This is a genomic window from Plantibacter sp. LMC-P-059a, from assembly GCF_030209505.1.
Taxonomy (GTDB): domain Bacteria; phylum Actinomycetota; class Actinomycetes; order Actinomycetales; family Microbacteriaceae; genus Plantibacter.
The window spans coordinates 123,519-144,788 of record NZ_JARVRZ010000001.1; the positions used below are offsets into that span (position 1 = coordinate 123,519).

General features: G+C 67.7%; 16 protein-coding genes and 1 tRNA gene. 10 read left to right on the forward strand and 7 right to left on the reverse strand.

Going from position 1 to position 21,270, the window contains the following annotated elements:
* Positions 1-35 precede the first annotated feature (35 nt).
* Positions 36-1,775 (forward strand): PHP domain-containing protein, encoded by a 1,740-nt coding sequence (locus QRN27_RS00600; RefSeq protein WP_285040292.1) that lies wholly within the window; start codon positions 36-38, stop codon positions 1,773-1,775.
* Positions 1,776-1,906: 131 nt separating this feature from the next.
* Here the strand turns inward: QRN27_RS00600 and QRN27_RS00605 are convergent, their stop codons facing one another.
* Together QRN27_RS00605 and QRN27_RS00610 are read right to left on the reverse strand one after the other, a co-directional pair.
* Positions 1,907-2,878: a zinc-binding alcohol dehydrogenase family protein gene (locus QRN27_RS00605; protein ID WP_285040293.1), complete on the reverse strand. Its 972-nt coding sequence runs from the start codon at positions 2,876-2,878 to the stop codon at positions 1,907-1,909.
* Between the two features lie 8 nt (positions 2,879-2,886).
* Positions 2,887-3,288 (reverse strand): MarR family winged helix-turn-helix transcriptional regulator, encoded by a 402-nt coding sequence (locus tag QRN27_RS00610; protein ID WP_285040294.1) that lies wholly within the window; start codon positions 3,286-3,288, stop codon positions 2,887-2,889.
* A gap of 160 nt (positions 3,289-3,448) precedes the next feature.
* Here QRN27_RS00610 and QRN27_RS00615 point away from each other — a divergent pair, with 160 nt between their 5' ends.
* A complete protein-coding gene (locus tag QRN27_RS00615; RefSeq protein WP_285040296.1) occupies positions 3,449-3,871 on the forward strand; it encodes an ester cyclase in 423 nt (140 codons plus the stop codon).
* A 115-nt stretch (positions 3,872-3,986) separates the two neighbouring features.
* Here the strand turns inward: QRN27_RS00615 and dnaE are convergent, their stop codons facing one another.
* Both dnaE and QRN27_RS00625 read right to left on the reverse strand, forming a co-directional pair.
* Positions 3,987-7,274: a DNA polymerase III subunit alpha gene (gene dnaE / locus QRN27_RS00620; RefSeq protein WP_285040298.1), complete on the reverse strand. Its 3,288-nt coding sequence runs from the start codon at positions 7,272-7,274 to the stop codon at positions 3,987-3,989.
* Entirely contained in the window at positions 7,271-7,600 is a 330-nt protein-coding gene (locus QRN27_RS00625) for a hypothetical protein (protein WP_285040299.1), read from the reverse strand. The genes dnaE and QRN27_RS00625 overlap by 4 nt, the downstream gene beginning before the upstream one ends.
* A gap of 316 nt (positions 7,601-7,916) precedes the next feature.
* On the opposite strand from QRN27_RS00625, the gene QRN27_RS00630 reads away from it, so the two are divergent.
* The 4 genes from QRN27_RS00630 to QRN27_RS00645 are packed head-to-tail and all read left to right on the forward strand — an operon-like array spanning position 7,917 to position 12,654.
* Complete coding sequence (locus tag QRN27_RS00630; protein WP_285040727.1) at positions 7,917-9,236, forward strand: O-acetylhomoserine aminocarboxypropyltransferase/cysteine synthase family protein; 1,320 nt, start codon at positions 7,917-7,919, stop codon at positions 9,234-9,236.
* On the forward strand, positions 9,233-10,543 hold the full coding sequence (locus tag QRN27_RS00635) for an LLM class flavin-dependent oxidoreductase (protein WP_285040300.1): 1,311 nt from the start codon (positions 9,233-9,235) through the stop codon (positions 10,541-10,543). Before QRN27_RS00630 ends, QRN27_RS00635 begins: the two co-directional genes overlap by 4 nt.
* Positions 10,544-10,603: 60 nt before the next feature.
* On the forward strand, positions 10,604-11,596 hold the full coding sequence (locus QRN27_RS00640; RefSeq protein WP_285040302.1) for a putative oxygenase MesX: 993 nt from the start codon (positions 10,604-10,606) through the stop codon (positions 11,594-11,596).
* Complete coding sequence (locus QRN27_RS00645; RefSeq protein WP_285040304.1) at positions 11,593-12,654, forward strand: methionine synthase; 1,062 nt, start codon at positions 11,593-11,595, stop codon at positions 12,652-12,654. The genes QRN27_RS00640 and QRN27_RS00645 overlap by 4 nt, the downstream gene beginning before the upstream one ends.
* A 198-nt stretch (positions 12,655-12,852) precedes the next feature.
* Here the strand turns inward: QRN27_RS00645 and QRN27_RS00650 are convergent.
* Together QRN27_RS00650 and QRN27_RS00655 are read right to left on the reverse strand one after the other, a co-directional pair.
* Positions 12,853-12,928: transfer RNA gene (locus tag QRN27_RS00650), tRNA-Val, on the reverse strand.
* A 607-nt stretch (positions 12,929-13,535) separates the two neighbouring features.
* Positions 13,536-13,883 (reverse strand): YciI family protein, encoded by a 348-nt coding sequence (locus QRN27_RS00655; protein ID WP_285040306.1) that lies wholly within the window; start codon positions 13,881-13,883, stop codon positions 13,536-13,538.
* Positions 13,884-15,129: 1,246 nt separating this feature from the next.
* On the opposite strand from QRN27_RS00655, the gene QRN27_RS00660 reads away from it, so the two are divergent.
* Together QRN27_RS00660 and QRN27_RS00665 are read left to right on the forward strand one after the other, a co-directional pair.
* On the forward strand, positions 15,130-15,939 hold the full coding sequence (locus QRN27_RS00660) for a thymidylate synthase (protein ID WP_285040308.1): 810 nt from the start codon (positions 15,130-15,132) through the stop codon (positions 15,937-15,939).
* Entirely contained in the window at positions 15,936-16,460 is a 525-nt protein-coding gene (locus QRN27_RS00665; RefSeq protein ID WP_285040310.1) for a dihydrofolate reductase, read from the forward strand. The genes QRN27_RS00660 and QRN27_RS00665 overlap by 4 nt, the downstream gene beginning before the upstream one ends.
* 39 nt (positions 16,461-16,499) lie before the next feature.
* On the opposite strand, the gene QRN27_RS00670 is transcribed toward QRN27_RS00665, so the two are convergent.
* Positions 16,500-16,970, reverse strand: a complete 471-nt coding sequence (locus QRN27_RS00670; protein ID WP_056006442.1) for a peroxiredoxin — start codon at positions 16,968-16,970, stop codon at positions 16,500-16,502.
* A gap of 241 nt (positions 16,971-17,211) precedes the next feature.
* Between QRN27_RS00670 and aceE the strand changes: the two genes are divergently transcribed.
* Complete coding sequence (gene aceE / locus QRN27_RS00675) at positions 17,212-19,938, forward strand: pyruvate dehydrogenase (acetyl-transferring), homodimeric type (RefSeq protein WP_285040312.1); 2,727 nt, start codon at positions 17,212-17,214, stop codon at positions 19,936-19,938.
* A 16-nt stretch (positions 19,939-19,954) separates the two neighbouring features.
* Positions 19,955-21,199, forward strand: coding sequence for a PucR family transcriptional regulator (locus QRN27_RS00680; RefSeq protein WP_200921016.1), 1,245 nt, complete (start codon positions 19,955-19,957; stop codon positions 21,197-21,199).
* Positions 21,200-21,270 lie beyond the last annotated feature (71 nt).

Below are 21,270 nucleotides of genomic sequence, written 5' to 3' on the forward strand. Positions count from 1 at the left end.
TACGATCGGGCCGTCCGTCCGATGAAAGTGATGCCATGCCCTTCGATCCCCGCCCCGAGCAGCCCGCGCCGACCGGTGGCGCATCCTCCGTGCCCGAGGCGGACCGGGGCGCATCGGCTCGGTCCGGCCTCTCCCGCCGGTCCTTCCTGGGTGCCTCCGTCGCCGCAACGGTCGCCGTGGGAACGACCGCCCACGGGCTCGGGAGCGCGACCTCTGCCAACGCCGCGCCGCTGCCATCAGCGTCGGCGGTCGTCGATCCGGACGCGCTCTCCTGGCTGGTGTTCGACCACCACGTGCACTCGGTCTACTCGCACGACGCCAAGTATCCGATGACGACGATCCTCGATCAGGCGCAGCGCTTCGCGGTCGATGCGATCGCCTTCACCGAGCACAGCAACAAGGGGCATGCCAACGTCGGCGGGGTGTTCAACGCGGCTCGCGAGATCGACACCGCGCGGGCGGCGCGCCCCGACATGCTCGTCCTCCAGGGCCTCGAGTGGTACATCCCGGGAGCCGAGCACGCGACCGTCCTGATCGCCCCCGGGCCCCGCACCACCCTCGTGCTGCGCCGCTTCGAACTCGACCACGACGGCAAGCTCAACGGCTGGGAGAAGCCGCGCCCTGGTACCGAAGACGCCGCCGAGTGGCTCGTGCACGCGACCGACGGGATCGCCTGGCTCGGCGCCCAGAAGCGTGCGGGCGTCATCGACGACGTGATCGTCCTGGCGAACCACCCGAGCCGCCTCGGCATCGACTCACCCGGAGAGCTCCGTGCCTGGCAGGATGCCGACCCCGAGGTGTTCGTCGGCATGGAGGGCGCTCCTGGCGCCCAGGCCGGAGCGATCGCCGCGAACGCCACCGAACGCTCACGGCGCGGCGAGTACGAGAACGCTCCCAGCGAGTTCTCGTTCGCCGGCTACCCCGCGGAGGCGTACCTGACGCATGGCGGCTTCGATTGGACGACGGCCGTCGTCGGCGGCATGTGGGACTCGCTGCTGAGCGAGGGACGGCGCTGGTGGATCACCACGAACAGCGATCTGCACCTCAAGGAGTCCGACGCCACACGCGTCGGCGACTTCCCGACCGGGCCGGGCTGGGAGGCCGGGGCGACGCTCGCGAACTTCAACCGCGCCGGACGTCGTCCCGACCCGATCGCCACGGACACGCCCCAGAACGGCGCCGACTTCTGGCCGGGCGAGTTCAGTCGCACGCACGTCGGGGCCGTCGAGCGGTCGTCCGCCTCCCTGCTCGAGGCGATCCGCGCCGGCCGGCTCTGGGTCGACCACGGGCACCTCGTCGCTGGGCTCTCCGTCGTGCTCCGCGCTACCGACCAGCCGGAGAACGGCGTCACCTTGGGCGGGACCCTCACCGTCGAGCGCGGCACCGCCCTCGAGCTCGTGATCGACGTCACGCCCACGACGACGCCGACCTCGCGCGGCACGACACCGAGACTGGCGCACCTCGACCTGATCCGCGGGCGCGTCACCGGGCCCGCAGTCGACCGTGACGAACAGCACGCACCCGGCACCCGAGTCGTCGAGATGCTCGACGTCACCGACCGCAGCGACTCCCCGTTCCGTGTCGTGGTGCCGCTCGAGCCTGCCGCCGAGGACGGCTACGTCCGCCTTCGCGGCAGCGACGGCCAGGTGCACGGGGTCGGTCCCCTCGGCGCCGAGGTCGACCCGCGGGCACCTCAGCCGTACCCGACCTCCCCAGCCGACCCCTGGGCCGACACCTGGCTGTACACGAATCCGATCTTCATCAGCGTGCTCTGATCGGGGCCGGCTCTGCCTGCTCTCCAACTCAGGTGGCGGGGGCGAGCGACCTTCCCAGCGGTTCATGAGCGTGAGGCGCTGCCACACCGCCCCGGCCCTACTTCCGCGTCGTTCGGGACGCCTCGCGGTGGTCAGCGCGTCGTGACGACGAGCTTGCCTGACCGTGCCCCGTCTTCCATGTCGACGTGGGCCTGCACGATGTCCTCGAGGCGGTAGACCTTCGCGATCGGCACGCTCGCCGTGCCCGCAGCCACGGCATCGAGGAACGCCTGCAGCACCGGTGCCGGCAGGTCGCTTGCCTCACCGGAGTACGCGGTGAGTCGGACGCCGTTGGGGATCACGGCCATCGGATAGAAGTCCGGGATCGTCCAGACGTCAGCGAGCATCCCACTGAACGAGACGGTGCCATGCACGGCGGTCGCCCTGAGCGTGTCAGGAAGAGTGTCGGTGCCGATGAGTTCCACAGCACCGTTGACGCCGCCCGGCGCAATCACGCGGACACTGTCAGCGATGCTGCCGGTGTCGATCACGACCTCGTCGGCGCCGACGCTTCGGAGATGCTCGGCCCGGCTCGGGTTGCGGGTCGTGGCAATGACGGTGATGCCCTGCTGCTTCGCCAGGACGATGCACGCGAGACCGACCGATGACGTACCCCCGCGGATCAGGAGCGTGTCGCCACGGCGTGCGTCGACGCCGACGGTGAGCGAACCGTGTGCGGTCTGCAGCATCTCAGGGACGGCACCGAGCACCGACCACTCGAGGTCGCTGCGGAACGGGACAACGCTGCTCGCTGGAACGACGGTGTATTCGGCATACCCTCCGTCGATGTCGCGGCCCATCCCGCCCATGAGGGCGGCGACCTGCGTCCCGGCGACGAACTCCCCACCGGGGGCTCTCTCCACGGTCCCGACGGCCTCGATCCCGGGCACCCGCGGGAAGCTCCCGGAGTGGCCCATGCCACGGAGGAAGTGCAACTCGGACCGGTTCAGCCCGAACGCCTCCACCCGGATCAACACCTGCCCCGGCATGGGTACCGGCACCGGTAGCTCGCGGATGTGCAGAACGTCGGGGCCGCCGGGCGCGTCGATGACGACAGCCCGCATTGTCGGCGTCATCGTCCTGCCTCCAGGGCCGCCTGCAGACGATCGAGCACCGCAAGACCGGATGCGATCGTCTCAGAGTCGGCCTCTGCGAGCACCTCGTCGAGCACTCGCCCGAATCGTTCGTCAGCGACATCGACAGCGTCCCGCCCCAGGGGCGAGAGCTTGCTGCGCACACTTCGGCGGTCGTCGGGGTCCGGTGCCCGCTCGAGGAGACCGTCGGAGGCAAGTCGATCGAGGATCCGGCTGGCCGCAGCGATCGACGTCCCAACCCCGGTCGCGACGTCCTGCACCCTGGCGCCCGCAGGCGCGGCCTCGACGACACGCAGCACCTCCAAGCGCGCGAGGCTCAGCACTCCGTCGCCCCGCATCCGCTTCTCGACCGAGTTCCAGAAGTCGGTCTCGTGCCGCACCAGGGCAGCAAAATACTCCCGGGCCCGAGCACTTCGGCCGGCGGCATCTCCGCGAGAGACAGAAGCCTCGGACAGGGTTGTCGATTTCGCACTCATGGCCCGATTCTACGCGCATTACTTGCCATGTAAAGTAGACCCCTGACTCAGAGTGAGGAACTCCATGACCACTGACCCCCGCACATCCTTCCTGCGATTCGTCACGTTCATCAACACCGGCGACGCCTCCGTCGGCGAGACGGTGATCTCGCCGGATGCGGTGTTCAAGACGCCGTTCTCTCCCCAGCCTCTCCGCGGCCTGGCGGGATACCTGCAGATCCTGACGATCATGCGAGGCGCCTTTTCCGACATCCAGTGGAGCGTTGACCAGCTCGTTGTCGAGGGCGACACCGTCGCTGCTCGCTTCGAGCTTCGCGGCACTCACGACGGCGAGTTCCTCGGGATTCCCGCCACGGGCAGAACCGTGACGGCGAGCGCCAGCAACTTCTACAGGTTTGACGAAGGTCTGATCGTCGACGAAGTCGGCCAGCCGGACCTGCCGGGCATCCTCGGCCAGATCGGAGCCCGCCCGCCGTCGAACGACTGAACCGCTGCCCCAGTATCGGCAATCATTCGTGTTCCAGGAGTCGACGGCTCGACCAGCCGACTCGTCTCACCGGATGGTCACTGCCGCTCGCCCGTCGGTTCTCGAATGCACGGTTTCACACGGCATTCCGTCGCAACGGTGTGATGTCCACAAGATCGGACCCACTCGCCAGCCACTCTTGCTGCGCGGCGAACAAGTCCCATGCCGCCGCTCCGGTGACCGAGACGCCTCGTGCACCTGAGCGCCTCGTCGTGCCGCGCACGAGCAGGTAGTGCGTCTGGAAGACGCCCGATCCGATCTGCTCTTGGACGTCGTGGAAGAACACGACGTTGGAGACCGGTCCGGTGCCGTCGTCGAGGGAGACGAAGACGACGCGCTTACCGCCGCGCATCGGCGGGGTGTTGGTCGCTCGTCGGACGCCGGCGATGAGGACCTCGGTTCCACCCGGGAGGTCCATGAGGTCGCGTGCCGGGGTGACGCCGAGTTCTCGGAACAGTGGGTAGAAGCGTTCCATCTGGTGGCGGTTCACCGCCAGGCGCATCTCTTGGAGTTCGAGGTCGGTCTGGGTCCGACCTCGGAGCTCGAGCGAGGTGATCGTGCTGCGCTCGGGCACGGGGAGGTCGAGTTCGAAGGCGAGTTGCTCGTCGGCGATGAGCTGGGCGCTCGTGGTGACACCGGCGAGGTGGGCGAGGAGTTCGTGGCGTCGTCTGGGGATGTAGTCGATGAACGCGTCGAGTGCACCGACGCGGGCCAGTGCCTCGAAGGTGCGGCGGCGGGGCCGCACTCGGTCTCTGAAGTCCTGGAGGGAGGAGAACGGTTGGTGCCTCGCGATGCGGGCCCGTTCCTTCTCGGTGCTCCCCTGCATCTCGACCAACGACATGCGCACACCGAGTCGCCCGTCGGGTGCGATCTCGACGACGTACTCCAGCCCCGAGCGCTGCACGTCGATCGGGAGCACCGGCACGTCGAGGTGGCGGGCTTCCGCGAGGATGAGGTCTTTGGGCCACATGCCCGGGTCGTGGGTGAGCAGGCCGGCCATGAACTCGGCCGGATGATGGCGCTTCAGCCAGGCCGACTGGAACGTCGGCAGCGCGAAGGCTGCCCCGTGGGCCTTGGCGAAGCCGAAGGACCCGAAGCCGGCGAGGATCGTCCAGGCCTTGTCGATCACGGCGGGCCAGAACCCGCGCGCCGTAGCGCGGTCGCGCACGAACGCCTCGATGCCGGCGAGGCGGCCGCGGTCGGCGAGCTGTCGGCGGATGACGTCGGCGGGTCCGAGGCCGCAGCCGGTGAGTTCGTCGATGATCCGCATGACCTGCTCGTGGAACACGACCACGCCGCGCGTCTCGCGCAGGATCGGGCGGAGCCGCGGGTCGATGTAGTCGGGCATGGTCTCGCCGTGTCGCACCTGCAGGTATTGCAGCGGCATGTTGTTCTGCATCGGCCCCGGGCGGAAGAGCGAGATCTCGACGGTGAGGTCGTTGAACAGCTCCGGCTGCAGCTTGCCGACGAGTTCCATCTGCCCTGGAGACTCGAGCTGGAAGACCCCGAGGGTGCGGGTGGAACGGAGGAGTTCGTAGGTGGGTTCGTCGTCGAGCGGCAGGGCGTCGAGTTCGATGGTCTCGCCGGTCAATCGTTCGTGCTCGCTGACGGCATGCGCCATCGCGGATTGCATGCGCACGCCGAGGATGTCGAGCTTGATGAGCCCCATGTTGTCCATGTCATGTTTGTCGTACTGCGACATCGGCAGCCCCATACCCGACAACTGCGTCGGGGTGCGGTGCAAGAGCGAGGTGTCGGAGAGGATGACGCCGCAGGGGTGGACGCTGATGTGCCGCGGGAGCCGGTCGAGTCGTTCCGTGACGTCGACGAGCAGGTCGAGCTCCCGTGATTCGCGGACCGCTTCGGCCAGGTCGGCGAGCTCGGGCTTGTCGCGGAGGGCGTCGCGGAACTCGCGGGCGTTGAACCGCCACATCTGCTTGGCGATCATGTCGATCATCGACTCATCCATGCCGAGAGCGAGGCCGGCGTCTCGGACGGCTCCGCGTGACCGGTAGGCGTTGGTCATCGACATCAGCGTGACCCGGTCGGATCCGAAGCGGGCAAAGATCTCCCGGTAGACGTCGTGGCGGCGCGCGGACTCGACGTCGAGGTCGATGTCCGGGAGGTTGGTGCGCTCGGGCGAGAGGAACCGCTCGAAGATGAGTCCGTTGCTGATCGGCTCCACCGAAGACGTGTGGAGGGCGTAGTTCAGGACGGACCCAACACCGGAACCTCGCGCCTGAATGCGGATGCCCATCTCGCGGATGATGTCGGCGACCTTCGCGACCGTGAGGAAGTACGACGGCATCCCGAGCTGCTCCACGATCCGCATCTCGTGCTCGAGCGCGCGGTGCGCGTCCTCCAGCGACGGCATCCCGGGCCGTTCATACCGCTCGTCCACACCAGCCCGGGCACGCGCCCACAGCGCCCGGTGGGGATCACCGCTGATGCCGATCACCGATGCTTCCGGCATGCGAGGCTGCTTCCAACCCACATCGGACACCGGATCCAGGGAGCATCGCTCGGCGAGCCGCTCCGTCTCCCCCAGCAGCCGTTGCACGGCGCCGTCGTCGTGGGTGCCGGCGCCGACGATCATCCGCGCGATCTGCCGCATCTGCTTCGCCGGCTTCAACCACGCCTGCCCGTTCACCTGCAGCTCGTTCTGATCGTCGAGCTCAGCCAGCGGGCGAAGCAATCGTGCCGCGTCAGCGAGGTCTGCTGTCGCCGCCTCGTCCGGGAGCCCGTAGCGGACCGCGTTGGTCAGCACGGCGGGGACACCAGCCGACTCGGCAAGACGCAGCAACCGGGTCGCCGCCGCGACGTTCCCGCGAACGCCCTGGTCGGTGAGATGACAGACGACTTCGATCACCAGATGCCCGGCCGGGATCCACTCGCGCCACCGGTCGAGCGCGACCCGCGCTGCGGCATGATCGCGACGCTCGATCGCCTGCCCGACGTCGGACGACGGCCCGAGCAGCACCGTCAGCGCCGGCTCATCCTCCAGCACCGCCGCGAGGTCCTCCCGGAGGATCGCAGGCCCATCACGGCGGCCGTGCGCCGCGCTCACCACGCGACAGAGTTGCGCGAATCCGGCTCCCTGGTTCTGACCGTGGGCGAGGACGACCACACGGCCGATGGGTTCCAGGTGTTCGTCCAGCGCAGCGAGATCCACCCCGAGCCCCGGTGCAATACCAGCAGCAAGACAGGCACCGACGTGCTTCGGGCCGCCATAGAGACCGTCACGGTCCGTCAGCGCCAGGAACGACGCGCCATCCTCGGCGGCGAGACCGGCGAGCGCCGCACTCGAGGTGACGCCGTAGTGCGCAGACAGGTGCGACGCGACGTGGAGGTGTGGGAAGCTCACGTCCAGGCGACCGCGAGCGTCCATCTGCCGGTCGTGTCGCGGCGGAGGTCGTAGCGCGTCGGCTCCTCATCACCGCGAGCCGCGTCGACCCGCCACGTCTCGATGTCGATGCGAGCAGGCGACGCATCACCCCGCCACCACGGCTGGCGAGAGAACAACGCTTGAGGCTGACCCACGACACGGTGCTCGAACCGCTTCCAGACGAACGCCGTCGGATCCCCATCCGCCGCCAGATCGACGTCCACTGCCTCATCAACGATCGTCGCCATGTCACACCTTCCAGATTCGAACACATGTTCGATGAAGTGAGTGTACGTCACTGCCACGACACGACGTGACGCGCACCGTGACAGGGCAGCCGGCACGAGAGCCTGCAGGCGCTCGGCATCTCATTGCAGGACGCCTCAGGACCCAGAGGGCGGCCAAGGCTGCACGATGAGGGCGTACGTCACCCAGAGACCGGTGAGACCGCTGATGTCCGCGTTGCAGGTCGTGCTCTGCGGTCATAGTCCGTCATGTCCCGGCGCGGACCCTCCGCGACCTGGCAGGCTCACGGAATCAGCCTCCCAGGCGCCCGGACAGGAGCATCCCGTGACCATCACCGCCCCGGCAGCCGCCGCGACCTCGCGATCGGCGCCCGCACTGCAGCCCTCCGCGGCTGCTGGCTTCGCGACACGTCAGGTGCACGCGGGTGCCGTGCCCGACGGTGCGCACGGGGCGCGGGTCACTCCTGTCCACCTCAGCGCCGGCTTCGTGTTCGACAGTTTCGAGCATGCACGGGAGCGGTTCGCCGGCGAGGACGAGGGGTACCTCTACACCCGTAACGGCAACCCGACCACCGAGGAGGTCGAGCGGCGGATCGCCGACCTCGAGGGCGGGGCAGAGGCGATCCTGGTGGCGAGTGGGCAGGCGGCTACCGCCTCCGCGCTCCTGGGGATCGTGCAGGCCGGCGACCGGGTGCTCTCGTCGCGTCGGCTGTACGAGGGCAATCGCGGGCTGCTGGTGCAGAACTTCGGACGCCTCGGGATCGGTGTGGACTTCGTCGACGACGCCGGCGATCTCGAGGAGTGGGAGCGCCGGATCGGATCCGACACCCGCGTGCTCTTCGGTGAGCCCATCCCGAATCCCAAGAACGACCTGCTCGATCTCCCGGCGCTGGCGGCGATCGCCCACCGGCACGGGCTCCCCTTCGTCGTCGACAACACGCTCGCCACCCCGTACCTCCTGCGGCCGATCGAGCACGGGGCCGACGTGGTCGTGCACTCGACCAGCAAGTTCCTGGCCGGGCACGGCGCCGCCCTCGGTGGCGTGATCGTCGACGCCGGCACCTTCGACTGGGCTGCGCGACCGGCGTTTTTCCCGCACCTGAACCAGGCGGAGCGCGCGTTCGACGGGCGCAGCTGGGCCGAGCAGCGAGGCAGGAACGCGTTCGTCTCCTACACCCGGGACATCGTGGTGTCGCGCCTCGGCCCGACGCCGTCGCCGCTGAACTCGTTCCTGCTTCGGCAGGGCATCGAGACGCTGTCGCTGCGGGTGGAGCGGCACTCGAGCAACGCCCTCGCCGTCGCCCGCTTCCTCGAACGACAGTCCGAGGTCGTCTCGGTGGACTACTCCGGTCTGGAGTCGAGCCCGTCGTTCGCGCTCGCGCAGCGGCTGCTCCCCCGCGGTCAGGGCTCCGTCTTCTCGTTCACCGTGGCCGGAGGCGAAGCAGGTGCGGCCGCCTTCATCGACGCCGTCGAGCTCTTCAGCCACATGACCCACCTCGGCGACGTGCGCTCCCTGGTGCTGCACCCGGCGTCGACCACGCACGCCGGGCGCACTCCGGCCGAGCGGGCCGCCGCCGGCATCCATCCGGGTCTTCTCCGGCTGTCGATCGGCATCGAGGACGTCGACGACCTCCTTCGGGATCTGGACCGCGGGCTGGCTGCCGTGCGCGCCCTGACCGAAAAGGCGCGAGCGTGACGCGTCGTCAGCACTTCGGCTGGTTCTTCTCTCGCGGATTCGGGCCGCAGGGCTGGGGGCACCCGTACCAGGAGTGGAACCACGACTGGACCAGGCCGGAGCTCTACCAGCAGTCGGCTCGCGAGCTGGAGCAGGCCGGCTTCGAGCTGATCGTCATGGAGGACGCCGTCTCGCTCGGCTCTCCGGACACGCTCGACCTGCGCGTGCGGGGAGCGTACGGCGGACCCAAGCACGATCCACTCCTCCTGGCGCCCTACTTGTTCGCCGCGACCACTCGGATCGGGTTGGCGCCGACGATCAACGCCGGGATCACGCCGCCGTACCTGGCCGCGCGGCAGGCCGCGACGCTGCAGCACCTCAGCTCAGACCGTTTCGGTATCAACCTCGTCACCGACGTCGGCAGCGCCCGCCATGTCGGCCTGGAACCGCTGTCGCACGACGCGGCCTACGACCGGGCCGACGAGTGGATGGCGATCGTCCGCCAGCTCTGGCACAGCTGGAGCCAGGGCGCACTGGTCGCCGACACCGGATCTGGTCGATACGCCGACGGGGCGCGCATCGACGCGTTCCAGCATCGCGGTGAGCATTTCCGCGTGGACGGCCCGCTGAACGCCGTCCCGTTCGCGAACGGCGACCCGATCGTGGTCTCGCCCGGCGGCTCCCCCCGAGGTCTGGCCTTCGCCGGCACACAATCGGACGTCCAGCTCGCGCTCGCCCCGCTGGAGGCGCATGCGGTCCGTGCCTATCGTGCGAGAGTCCTCGCCGCGGCTCAGCTGCAGGGTAGAAGCGCCGACGACCTGCGGGTCCTCTTCGTCGTGAAGCCCGAGATCGTCTCGAGCCCCGAAGAAGCGGTGCGCGTCGTCGAGGCGTCGCGGCACCCCGATGAGAGCACGCTGCGGCAGATCGCGCTCGGCTGGTCCAGCGACCTGGAGACCGATCTGACGGGCCTGGATCTGGATCGCCCTGTCGAGCGGTCGGTCTTCGGCGAGCATGTCTCGCACGGCACGATCGCGGGCCTGTACGGCGACACCGAGGACGCACCGCTGCGTGAGCTGCTCATCCGGAAGGCGCGCAAGGGCCTCGTCGCCGACCGCGCCGGCTTCGTGGGCACCGCGGAGCAGTTCGCCGACTTCGTCGAGGACCTCGGCGACGACGGGGATAACGACGGTCTCCTCTTCTCCGGGGACCTGCATCCGGTCACCCTGCATCGGATGCTCGACGACCTCGTCCCCGTTCTGAGGCGGCGCGGGGTGCTCCGCGACGAGCTTGTGTCCGGCGGGACGCGCGCGAACTTGTTCGGGACGTAGGTGCACCCGCACATCCAGCGAGTCGAACCCCGCTCTGCCTCTCCTATCGAACGGCCGATCATGACGAACGAGTTCACCTTCAGTACGACCATCACCTCCTTCGACGAGGACTACTCGCCGGCGGAAAGCTCACGGATCACCACCAACTTCGCCAATCTGGCCCGGGGTGAGCGCCGCAAGGAGAACCTTCGCACGGCGCTGGCGATGATCGACGACCGGTTCAACGACCTCGTGCGCGGCGACGATCCGAGCCGGGGCCGCTACACCGTCGGACTCGACATCGTCTCCGTGGGTCTGCACCTGTTTGCGGACGGCGAGGACCGGGAGTTCCCGCTCCTCGAGATCCTACGCACGACGATCATCGACCGCCGCACCGGTCGATGTCTGCCCGGAACCCTGGGGAACAACTTCTCGTCATACCTCCGCGACCACGACTTCAGCGTGCGGCTGCCGGCGGTCAACGCCTCGCGGACGGAATTCACCGTCCCCGACGACTTCGGCGTTCTGCACGGAGCGCTCTTCAAGCACTTCCTCGCCTCCGCGCAGTACGCGGAGCTCGCGCCGACGCCGCCCGTCATCTGCATCAGCGTCTCGACGAGTCGGACGTACCGGCGCACCGGGAGCCGCCATCCGATCCTCGGCGTCGAGTACCGGCAGGACGAACTCTCGCTGACCGACCGGTACTTCGCGCAGATGGGCCTGCGGGCCCGTTTCTTCATGCCGCCCGGCAGCGCGGCACCGCTCGCGTTCTACTTGGGCGGCGACCTGCTCGAGGACTACTCGGACCTTCAGCTCATCGCCACCATCAGCACCATGGAGACGTTCCAGAAGATCTACCGGCCGGAGATCTACGCCGCGCGCTCGGCCGCCGCCGACGTCTACCGGCCGAACCTGGAGGAGCAGGACTACGTGCGGCCAGCAGTCGCCTACGACCGAGAGGAGCGAGGCCGGCTCGCGATCGAGCAGGGGACGTTCGCGGACGAGCACCTGATGAAGCCTCACGGGGAACGGCTGCGGCAGTGGGCCGCCGGGCACACGGAGGCGGTCCGATGACCGCCCGCGGAGCCTCGACGCCCCTCCCGCTCCTGCCCACCTCGATCGTCGGCAGCCTGCCGAAGCCGTCCTGGCTCGCACAGCCCGAGACCCTGTGGTCGCCGTGGAGGCTGACCGGCGACGCCCTGGTCGAGGGGAAGCAGGACGCCCTCCGCGCAGCTGTCCACGAGCAGCTCCACCGAGGCCTGGACATCGTCAGCGATGGGGAGCAGACCCGTCAGCACTTCGTCACGACGTTCATCGAGCACCTCACGGGTGTCGACTTCGAGCGGCGCGAGACGGTGCGCATCCGCGACAGGTACGACGCGAGTGTGCCGACCGTCGTCGGTGCCGTGGGCGTCGAGAAGCCGGTGTTCGCAGACGACGCCCGGTTCCTGCGAGAGCAGACCGATCAGCCGATCAAGTGGGCGCTGCCCGGCCCGATGACGATGATCGACACCCTCTCCGACCATCACTACGGGAGCCGGGAGCAGCTGGCCTGGGAGTTCGCGACGATCCTCAACGAGGAGGCACGAGCTCTTCAGGCTGCGGGAGTCGACATCATCCAGTTCGACGAGCCCGCCTTCACCGTCTTCTTCGACGAGGTGCAGGACTGGGGAGTGGCCGCTCTGGAACGGGCGGCGGAAGGACTCCGAGTGGAGACCGCCGTGCACATCTGCTACGGCTACGGAATCCAGGCGAACACCGACTGGAAGGCGACCCTCGGGTCGGAGTGGCGGCAGTACGAGAAGTCGTTCCCGCTCCTCCAGCGGTCCTCGCTCGACATCGTCTCGCTGGAATGCCACCACTCCCGTGTCCCGATGGAGCTCATCGAGCTCGTCCGCGGGAAGAAGGTCATGCTCGGAGCCATCGACGTGGCGAGCGAGACCGTCGAGACGCCCGAGGAGGTCGCCGACACGCTGCGAAGCGCCCTCCGGTTCGTCGACGCGGAACTGCTCCTCCCGAGCACGAACTGCGGCATGGCGCCGCTGCCGCGAGACCTCGCCTGGAAGAAGCTGAGTGCACTGAGTGCGGGGACATCCATCATCCGCGAGGAGCTCGCCGCCTCGACGCCCTGACCATGCGGCAGTCCACCTGGCAGCCGACGGTCGCATCGACGATCTGCTCGGCGCATCGGCGCCATCGCGCCACCGGAACACGGCCCACATCTGCCAGGCCAGTTTCGTCTACCCCAAACCTGCAACGAGCTTCGGTCCGGACGGCCAGACACACTGCTCGCAACAGACATCCGCATGATCGCGGGACTTCTTCCTCTGTGGTGGGCCCTGCCGGGATCGAACCGACGACATCCACGGTGTAAACGTGGCGCTCTACCAGCTGAGCTAAAGGCCCGCGACGGGGTTGAGACACCCGAAGCAACCCGTCAAGTCTACCCGGAGTCGCCGTTGAGATCAGAACGTGCTCCAGCCGCTCCGGCATGCGCAACTCGATTTTGCTCGCGCGGCAAACGCGGCCGAGTTCGGAGGACTTCGTGCCTGCACGGCGGCCGGCCTTCGCATCGCCTCGAGCGGTTCCTGCCGGGCGTCGAGGTTTAGGCACCACCACCACCATGTGGGTGCTCACGCTGGCGCTTGCGATCACCGCGCGCCGCCGCACGAGCCAGCGAATATTCAAGGCCACAACGCTCACGTCCGCGAACATGTTGCGTTTCTGGAAGCCGGCCTCGAGGAGTGCGTCGAGTTGCAGCTGCGCGTCCTGACCCGCGGTGGAGACCCTGGTCTATCCGATCCGGCTCATGGAATCGGCATGTCTCAAGAAGCCGAGTGAAGCCGACTGAGACACGCCGTACCGTGCGACGAGTCTTCGAGAAGGATGGTTGGTACAAGATCTGCGGACTTCCGGGCCCGGAGCGGCATGGGTCGTCGAGTCGGCACGTGTCCACTACATCTCTTGTTCTACAAGACGGAACCCGCGTTGCAGCTGGGTGACCTCCAGACCGTCACATCTCGACTGTGCCACCACTGTGAATCAGCCGGACCTCGACCCCTCCTCCCCGCTGAACCTCCGGGTTCGTAGCAGCGATGGCGAGCGCCTCCTCTACTGTCGAGGCTTCGATGATGTAGACACCCACGACCACTTCTCGAGAGTCGACGAAAGGACCGATGGTCACTCCAGACGCGCGAATCGATCGCGCAAGATCACGCGGGGTGAACGCGTACGCGGCCCGCAGCGCACCAGACTCGGTGAGTGCTCGTCCGTGGGCGTCCGGAACCGCGAGGTCCTCCTCGGTCGCATGCACGGCGTGGACGGAGTCCTCGGTGTAGATCAGGACGGCGAAGTGGGGCATGGTCTTTCCTCTTTCGATTGGTAGCTACGGAAGCGCTGAACATCAGGAACGTACGCATGGCGGTCAACAGCGGCCCCTCAGGTGAGCGTTGAGACTTCGGAGGACCGAGATATGCCCACCCTTCGGGTGGATGACGGCGTTGCTCGCCGGAAGCGACGCTGAAAGCGCGTCAGCGTGGCGCTCAGCGCAGGACACTGCGGTGACGAGCATGATCATTGGCACGAAGACGGGAGGCGCGACCGTGTCCGCTCGAACAGTAGAGGTGTCCAGGTGCATACCCGGAGTAGGTCAGGCGACGTCGCCTCCCTCGGCTAGGGATCGCTCCGCCCGCCTCGAGCGTGATCTCCAGGACGGGCATAGTGGTTCCGGTATTGACGGACCTCATACCGCCACCCTATTCGCTGGACATCTCTGAGGAACGAGCTGCGGAGACGCTTTGGAATCCCTCCAACGTCTTGAGCCCGACCCATCTTGATCGTTTCCAGCGATCCTGTCCTACCTCGTGCAATAGGCAAGGGCGACCCAATACCGAAGCCGAGGGAGGCCGACGAGGAGCGGGGCAGTACGTGAGGGGCGCGGCATGCGACGATCCAGCCACCGAAACTGCGCACGGATCATGTCTCTTGCCGTGTGCGACCTGCCCTGGAGCGTCAGCGGGTTCGCGTCGTGATGCTGGCCTTGCGTCTGTAGAGCGTTGCTTCGCTCCAGCCGACTGGCGTCGGCAGCGATGGCGAGCTTCGGCGCGATGATTTCGGAGTTTACGGGCGGGCACCCGAAGCGGGTTCCCGATTGACCGTCGGCGAACGTGTCTTCGTTCGCGACGTTCGGATGCCAGCAACGCGCGACTGATATGACGATATTCGGCGGCCCCTGGCCTGGAAGTTCCCTGATCAACGGGCTACGGCGGATAGCCACAGACCCCATCGCCCTCACTCGTAATGAGCAGGTCAGCCAACGGCCTCATCGAGCCCTCTATTTGGATCTGCAGCTCGTCCCCGAGGCGTCCCCTCATGGCGCAATGTAGGTGGTCAGGCGCGCGTCTCAGCAACGCGAGGCGCCCCACAAGACGCGGAAGTGCTGGGTCAGCGAGTGTTCACACCGTGGATGTCGTCGGTTCGATCTCGGCAGGACCCACCACATAGACAACGCCGGGATCATGCCGATCGTTGGGCGCCTGGTCGAAAGTCCCCCGACACTGGACGATCGGTCGAGCGCGGTGACGGCGGCTGCCCGTACGATCGAAGGGATGGACACGACGATCCCCACCCCGTACGAAGACCTCCTGCGCGACACGCTCGAGCACGGCGCCGTCAAAGGCGACCGCACCGGAACCGGAACCCGCAGCGTCTTTGGTCGCCAGCTCCGGTTCGACCTCTCCGAGGGCTTCCCGCTCATCACCACCAAGCGGGTGCACTGGAAGTCCATCGCCTACGAACTCCTCTGGTTCCTGCGAGGCGACGGCAACGTGCGGTGGCTGCAGGAGCACGGGGTGTCCATCTGGGACGAATGGGCCGACGCCGACGGCGAACTCGGTCCCGTCTACGGCGTCCAGTGGCGCTCCTGGCCGACGCCCGACGGCTCGCACATCGATCAGATCTCGCAGGTCATCGAGCAGCTGCGCACCGATCCGAACTCGCGTCGCATCATCGTCTCCGCCTGGAACGTCGCCGACATCCCCAACATGGCACTCGCGCCGTGCCACGCGTTCTTCCAGTTCTACGTGGCCGACGGCAAACTCTCCTGCCAGCTCTACCAGCGCAGCGCGGACCTCTTCCTCGGCGTCCCCTTCAACATCGCCAGCTACGCCCTCCTGACCCACCTCGTCGCGGAGCAGGTCGGCCTGGAGGTCGGTGACTTCGTGTGGACGGGCGGCGACTGCCACATCTACGACAACCACATCGAGCAGGTGACGGAGCAACTCACGCGCGCACCGTTCTCCTCCCCGCAGCTGCGCATCACGACCAAGCGCGAGAGCATCTTCGAGGTCGAGTACGACGACCTCGAGATCGTCGACTACCAGCACCACCCCGCCATCCGCGCGGCCGTCGCCGTATGAGCCTGGCGCTCATCTGGGCCCAGGCCCACGACGGCGTCATCGGCGCCGACGGCGACATGCCCTGGCACGTCCCCGAGGACCTCGCTCACTTCAAGACGCTCACCGGGTCGGACGCAGTGATCATGGGACGCCGCACCTGGGATTCGCTCCCCCCACGGTTCCGTCCGCTCCCGGGACGCCCGAACATCGTCGTCACCCGCGATCACGCGTGGTCCGCCGACGGCGCGGTCGTCGCGCACTCGCTGGAGGACGCGTTCGAAGCGGCACAGCTCGCCGGCAACGGCCAGGCCTGGGTCACCGGCGGCGCGGGTCTCTTCGCCGAGGCGCTCCCACTCGCCGACCGCCTGGAGGTGACCGAACTCGACCTCGACGTCGCGGGCGACACCTTCGCGCCGATCATCGGCGAGGAATGGGTGCCCGTCACGATCGATCCGGCGCACGGCTGGTCGGAATCACGAACAGGCGTCCCGTATCGGTTCATCCGCTACGAGCGCGCACCCGAGATCATCCTCACCGGCTGACACGTCCGGCGAACCGGATCGACCTCAGCGGGCCGCGGCTCAGGCCGGCTGCCGCAGCTCTTCGAGCGCGGCGCGATAGGCGGCGAGCGAACGGGCCTCGCCAGGCGCGGTGATGAAACTCTCACGGATGATGCCCTGCTGGTCGATGAGGAACGTCGCCCGGTTCGCGAAGCCCTTCTCCTGCAGGAAGACGCCGTACTCCTTGGCGACCTGACCATGCGGCCAGAAATCGGCCAGCAGCTGGAAGCCGTACTGCTCCTGCTCGGCCCAGGCCCGCAGGGTGTGCTTCGAGTCGACGGAGATTCCGACGAGCGTCACCTGGTCGTCGGTGAAGAGGCTCAGGTTGTCGCGCAGTTCGCACAACTCCCCCGTGCACGTCCCGGAGAACGCCAGCGGGAAGAAGACGAGTGCGACGGCGGACTGGCCTCGGAACTGACTCAACCTGACGAGTTCACCGAACTGGTTCGCCAGTTCGAAGTCGGGTGCCAGGGTGTCGTTCTCGAGTGCCATGAGGGTCCTTTCAGGCGGGTGCGCCTGCTCCGGATCGCCCGAGCGGTGGACGGGTCCGATCCGGTCACACATCCTAGCCCCGCACCGCAGCTGGGCAAACCCGGAGCCCTGCTGCGCTCGGTCACCGTTCCCTGGGGTGACCGGATAGGGTGAAAGGTGGCGCCCGCGTCCATACCCATCAGGACGCATGGAGTTCACCATCACAACCCAGGCACGATCTGCCACGAGAGAAAGGTCGACGGTGACTGTTCACGACCAGGATCCATACTCGTCCAACCACGTAGACGCCGATCCTGAGGAGACGTCCGAGTGGAATGAGTCCCTCGACGCCCTCGTCGACGAACGTGGCCGCGGTCGCGGCCGCGACATCATGCTGAGCCTCCTCAAGCGCTCGAAGGAGCTGCACCTCGGCGTGCCGATGGTGCCGACCACCGACTACATCAACACCATCGCCTCGGAGAACGAGCCCGACTTCCCGGGCGACGAGGACATCGAACGCCGGTACCGTGCCTGGATCCGCTGGAACGCGGCCATGACCGTGCACCGCGCGCAGCGCCCCGGCATCGGTGTCGGCGGACACATCTCCACCTACGCGTCCTCCGCGGCGCTGTACGAGGTCGGCTTCAACCACTTCTTCCGCGGCCAGGACGCCCCGGGCGGTGGCGACCAGATCTACATCCAGGGCCACGCCTCCCCCGGCACCTACGCCCGCGCCTTCCTCGAAGGACGCCTCAGCACCGACCAGCTCGACGGCTTCCGCCAGGAGAAGTCGCACGCGCCGCACGGACTCTCCTCCTACCCGCACCCGCGGCTCATGCCTGACTTCTGGCAGTTCCCGACGGTGTCGATGGGTCTCGGTCCGATCAACGCGATCTACCAGGCGCACCTCGCCAAGTACGTCACGAACCGTGGCATCAAGGACGCGAGCGACCAGCAGGTCTGGGCGTTCCTCGGCGACGGCGAGATGGACGAGGTCGAGAGCCGCGGTCAGCTCCAGGTCGCCGCGAACGAGGGTCTCGACAACCTCAACTTCGTCATCAACTGCAACCTGCAGCGCCTCGACGGCCCGGTCCGCGGTAACGGCAAGATCATCCAGGAGCTCGAGAGCTTCTTCCGCGGTGCCGGCTGGAACGTCATCAAGGTCATCTGGGGCCGCGAGTGGGACGACCTCCTCAACCGCGACACCGACGGCGCACTGCTCAACCTCATGAACGTCACGCCCGACGGCGACTTCCAGACGTACAAGACGGAAGACGGCGCCTACGTCCGCGAGAACTTCTTCGGCCGCGACGAGCGTGCCCTGAAGCTCGTCGAGGGCTACAGCGACGACGAGGTCTGGAACCTCAAGCGCGGTGGCCACGACTACCGCAAGGTCTACGCGGCGTTCAAGGCGGCCAGCGAGCACAAGGGCCAGCCGACGGTCATCCTCGCGCACACGATCAAGGGCTACGGCCTCGGCCCGAGCTTCGAGGGCCGCAACGCGACCCACCAGATGAAGAAGATGACGCTCGACAACCTGAAGACCTTCAGGGACACGATGCGCATCCCGATCACGGACTCGCAGCTCGAGGAGAACCCCTACCTCCCGCCGTACTACCACCCGGGCGAGGACGACGAGGCGATCCAGTACCTGCACGAGCGTCGTCGCGCGCTCGGCGGCTACGTGCCGGAGCGTCGCAGCAAGTACACGCAGCTGAACCTGCCCGACGACTCCGCCTACAAGGCGGCGAAGAAGGGTTCCGGTACGCAGGAGATCGCCACCACCATGGCGTTCGTCCGACTGCTGAAGGACCTGCTCCGCGCGAAGGACTTCGGCAACCGCATCGTCCCGATCATCCCCGACGAGGCCCGCACCTTCGGCATGGACGCGTTCTTCCCGAGCGCGAAGATCTACAACCCGAACGGTCAGCACTACACCTCGGTGGACCGCGAACTGCTGCTCGCCTACAAGGAGAGCCCGCAGGGTCAGATCGTCCACGTCGGCATCAACGAGGCGGGCGCGGTCGCGGCCTTCTCCGCGATCGGCACCTCGTACTCGGTGCAGGGCGAGCCGCTCATCCCGGTCTACGTCTTCTACTCGATGTTCGGATTCCAGCGCACCGCCGACGCCATCTGGGCGGCGGGCGACCAGATGACCCGTGGGTTCATGATCGGCGCCACCGCCGGCCGCACCACCCTCACCGGTGAAGGCCTGCAGCACGCCGACGGCCACTCGCTGCTGCTGTCGTCGTCGAACCCCGCGGTCGTCAGCTACGACCCGGCCTACGGCTACGAGATCGCGCACATCGTGCGCAGTGGTCTCGAGCGCATGTACGGCGGCGAGCACCAGGACCCGAACGTCATGTACTACCTGACCGTCTACAACGAGCCGATGATCATGCCCGTCGAGCCCGAGGGTGTGGACGTCGACGGCATCGTGCGCGGCATCCACCGCATCAGCACCAGCGACAAGCAGGGCCCCAAGGCTCAGCTCATGGCGTCCGGTGTCGCGGTGCCGTGGGCGATCGAGGCGCAGCAGCTGCTCGCCGACGACTGGGGCGTCTCTGCCGACGTCTGGAGCGTCACGAGCTGGACCGAGCTCCGTCGTGACGGTCTCGCGGCCGATCAGCACAACTTCCTGCACCCGCAGGAGGAGCGTCGCGTGCCGTACGTCACGAGCAAGCTCGAGGGCGCGTCCGGTCCGTTCGTGGCCGTGACCGACCACATGCACGCCGTGCCGGACCAGATCCGTCAGTTCGTCCCGGGTGACTTCGCGACGCTCGGTGCCGACGACTTCGGCTTCTCCGACACGCGTGCAGCTGCCCGTCGATTCTTCAAGATCGACGGCCCGTCGCTCGTCGTCCGGACCCTCCAGCAGCTCGCTGCTCGGGGCGAGGTCGATGCGAGCCTCCCGCAGCAGGCGATCGACCGCTACCGCCTCCACGACGTGAACGCCGGCAACACCGGCAACGCGGGTGGCGAGAGCTGATTCCATCGCTACCACGGTGACGAAGACCAAGACGAAGGCCGAGACACTCGACTGGCTCCGCCGGATCTCGGGTGAGCTCGCGACCGCGACGCTGAAACGCCTCGAGGACACCCTTCCCTGGTACGCCGAGATGCCACCGGGCCGCCGCTCTGCGGTCGGCCTGGTGGCTCAGGCGGGCATCAGTTCGTTCATCTCGTGGTTCGACGATCCTCGGTCGACCCCGTGGATCGCCGCCGACGTGTTCGGAGCAGCTCCTCGCGAGCTGCTCCGATCCGTCAGCCTGCAGCAGACCCTGCAACTCATCAAGGTCACCGTCGAGGTCGTCGAGGAGCGCGTCGCCTCCGGCAGCGTCGACCTCCGCGAGGCGATCCTCCTCTACTCCCGCGACATCGCGTTCGCGTCGGCCGACGTCTACGCCCGCGCGGCCGAAGCCCGCGGACTCTGGGACGCGCGCCTCGAGGCCCTCGTGGTCGACTCCATCCTGAGTGGCGAAGCCGACGACGAACTTCCGAGCCGGATCGCCGCCCTGGGCTGGCACGGCCATGGCGAGGCCTGTGTCCTCGTCGGGACCACACCGCGGGTCCTCGACGTCGACATGCTCCGACGCACCGCCCGGCATCTCGACGCTGACGTCCTCATCGGCGTGCAGGGCAATCGCCTCGTCCTCGTCCTCGGGCGGGCCGAGCTCCCGAGCACCGACGCCGGTGACGCCGAGCCGATCGACGAAGCGGAACAGGCCGCGGCCGACGCACGCGCGAGCGCCCAGCTCAGCTTCCTCGACATCGCCGCCAGACTCGAGCACGGGTTCGGGCCGGGTCACCTCGTCCTCGGACACGCCGTGCCGTCGCTCATCGAAGCGTCGCGCAGCGCGAAGGCAGCCCTCGCCGGGTTCGCCGTCGCGAAGTCCTGGCGTCACGCACCACGTCCGGTCTCGGCCGATGATCTGCTTCCCGAACGGGCGCTGGCGGGTGACAACCTCGCGAAGACCACGCTCATCGAGCGGGTCTACCGTCCGCTGAAGGACTACTCCGGCGAGCTGGTGACGACGCTCTGGTGCTACCTCGACAACGGTCGCTCGCTCGAGGCCACCGCGCGGGAGCTGTTCGTGCACCCGAACACCGTCCGGTACCGCCTGAAGCGCGTATCCGAGGTCATCGGCTGGGACGCCACCGGTGCGCGCGAGTCGCTGATCCTCCAGGCGGCGCTCATCCTCGGCGCCATCGCCGAACCGGAACCGTCCCGCCGCCGCCTGTCCTCCTGATCCAGCAGACCTCGACAGCAGGCCTATTGTGGAACAAGCACAACACTTTCCCGAAAGGTTCGTGGCGTTGC

Coding starts and splice junctions, on each gene's coding strand:
- QRN27_RS00600 (WP_285040292.1), top strand. CDS start 36: ATGCCCTTCGATCCCCGCCCCGAGCAGCCCGCGCCGACCGGTGGCGCA.
- QRN27_RS00605 (WP_285040293.1), bottom strand. CDS start 2,878: ATGCGGGCTGTCGTCATCGACGCGCCCGGCGGCCCCGACGTTCTGCAC.
- QRN27_RS00615 (WP_285040296.1), top strand. CDS start 3,449: ATGACCACTGACCCCCGCACATCCTTCCTGCGATTCGTCACGTTCATC.
- QRN27_RS00640 (WP_285040302.1), top strand. CDS start 10,604: ATGACGAACGAGTTCACCTTCAGTACGACCATCACCTCCTTCGACGAG.
- QRN27_RS00645 (WP_285040304.1), top strand. CDS start 11,593: ATGACCGCCCGCGGAGCCTCGACGCCCCTCCCGCTCCTGCCCACCTCG.
- QRN27_RS00655 (WP_285040306.1), bottom strand. CDS start 13,883: ATGCCCCACTTCGCCGTCCTGATCTACACCGAGGACTCCGTCCACGCC.
- QRN27_RS00660 (WP_285040308.1), top strand. CDS start 15,130: ATGGACACGACGATCCCCACCCCGTACGAAGACCTCCTGCGCGACACG.
- QRN27_RS00665 (WP_285040310.1), top strand. CDS start 15,936: ATGAGCCTGGCGCTCATCTGGGCCCAGGCCCACGACGGCGTCATCGGC.
- QRN27_RS00670 (WP_056006442.1), bottom strand. CDS start 16,970: ATGGCACTCGAGAACGACACCCTGGCACCCGACTTCGAACTGGCGAAC.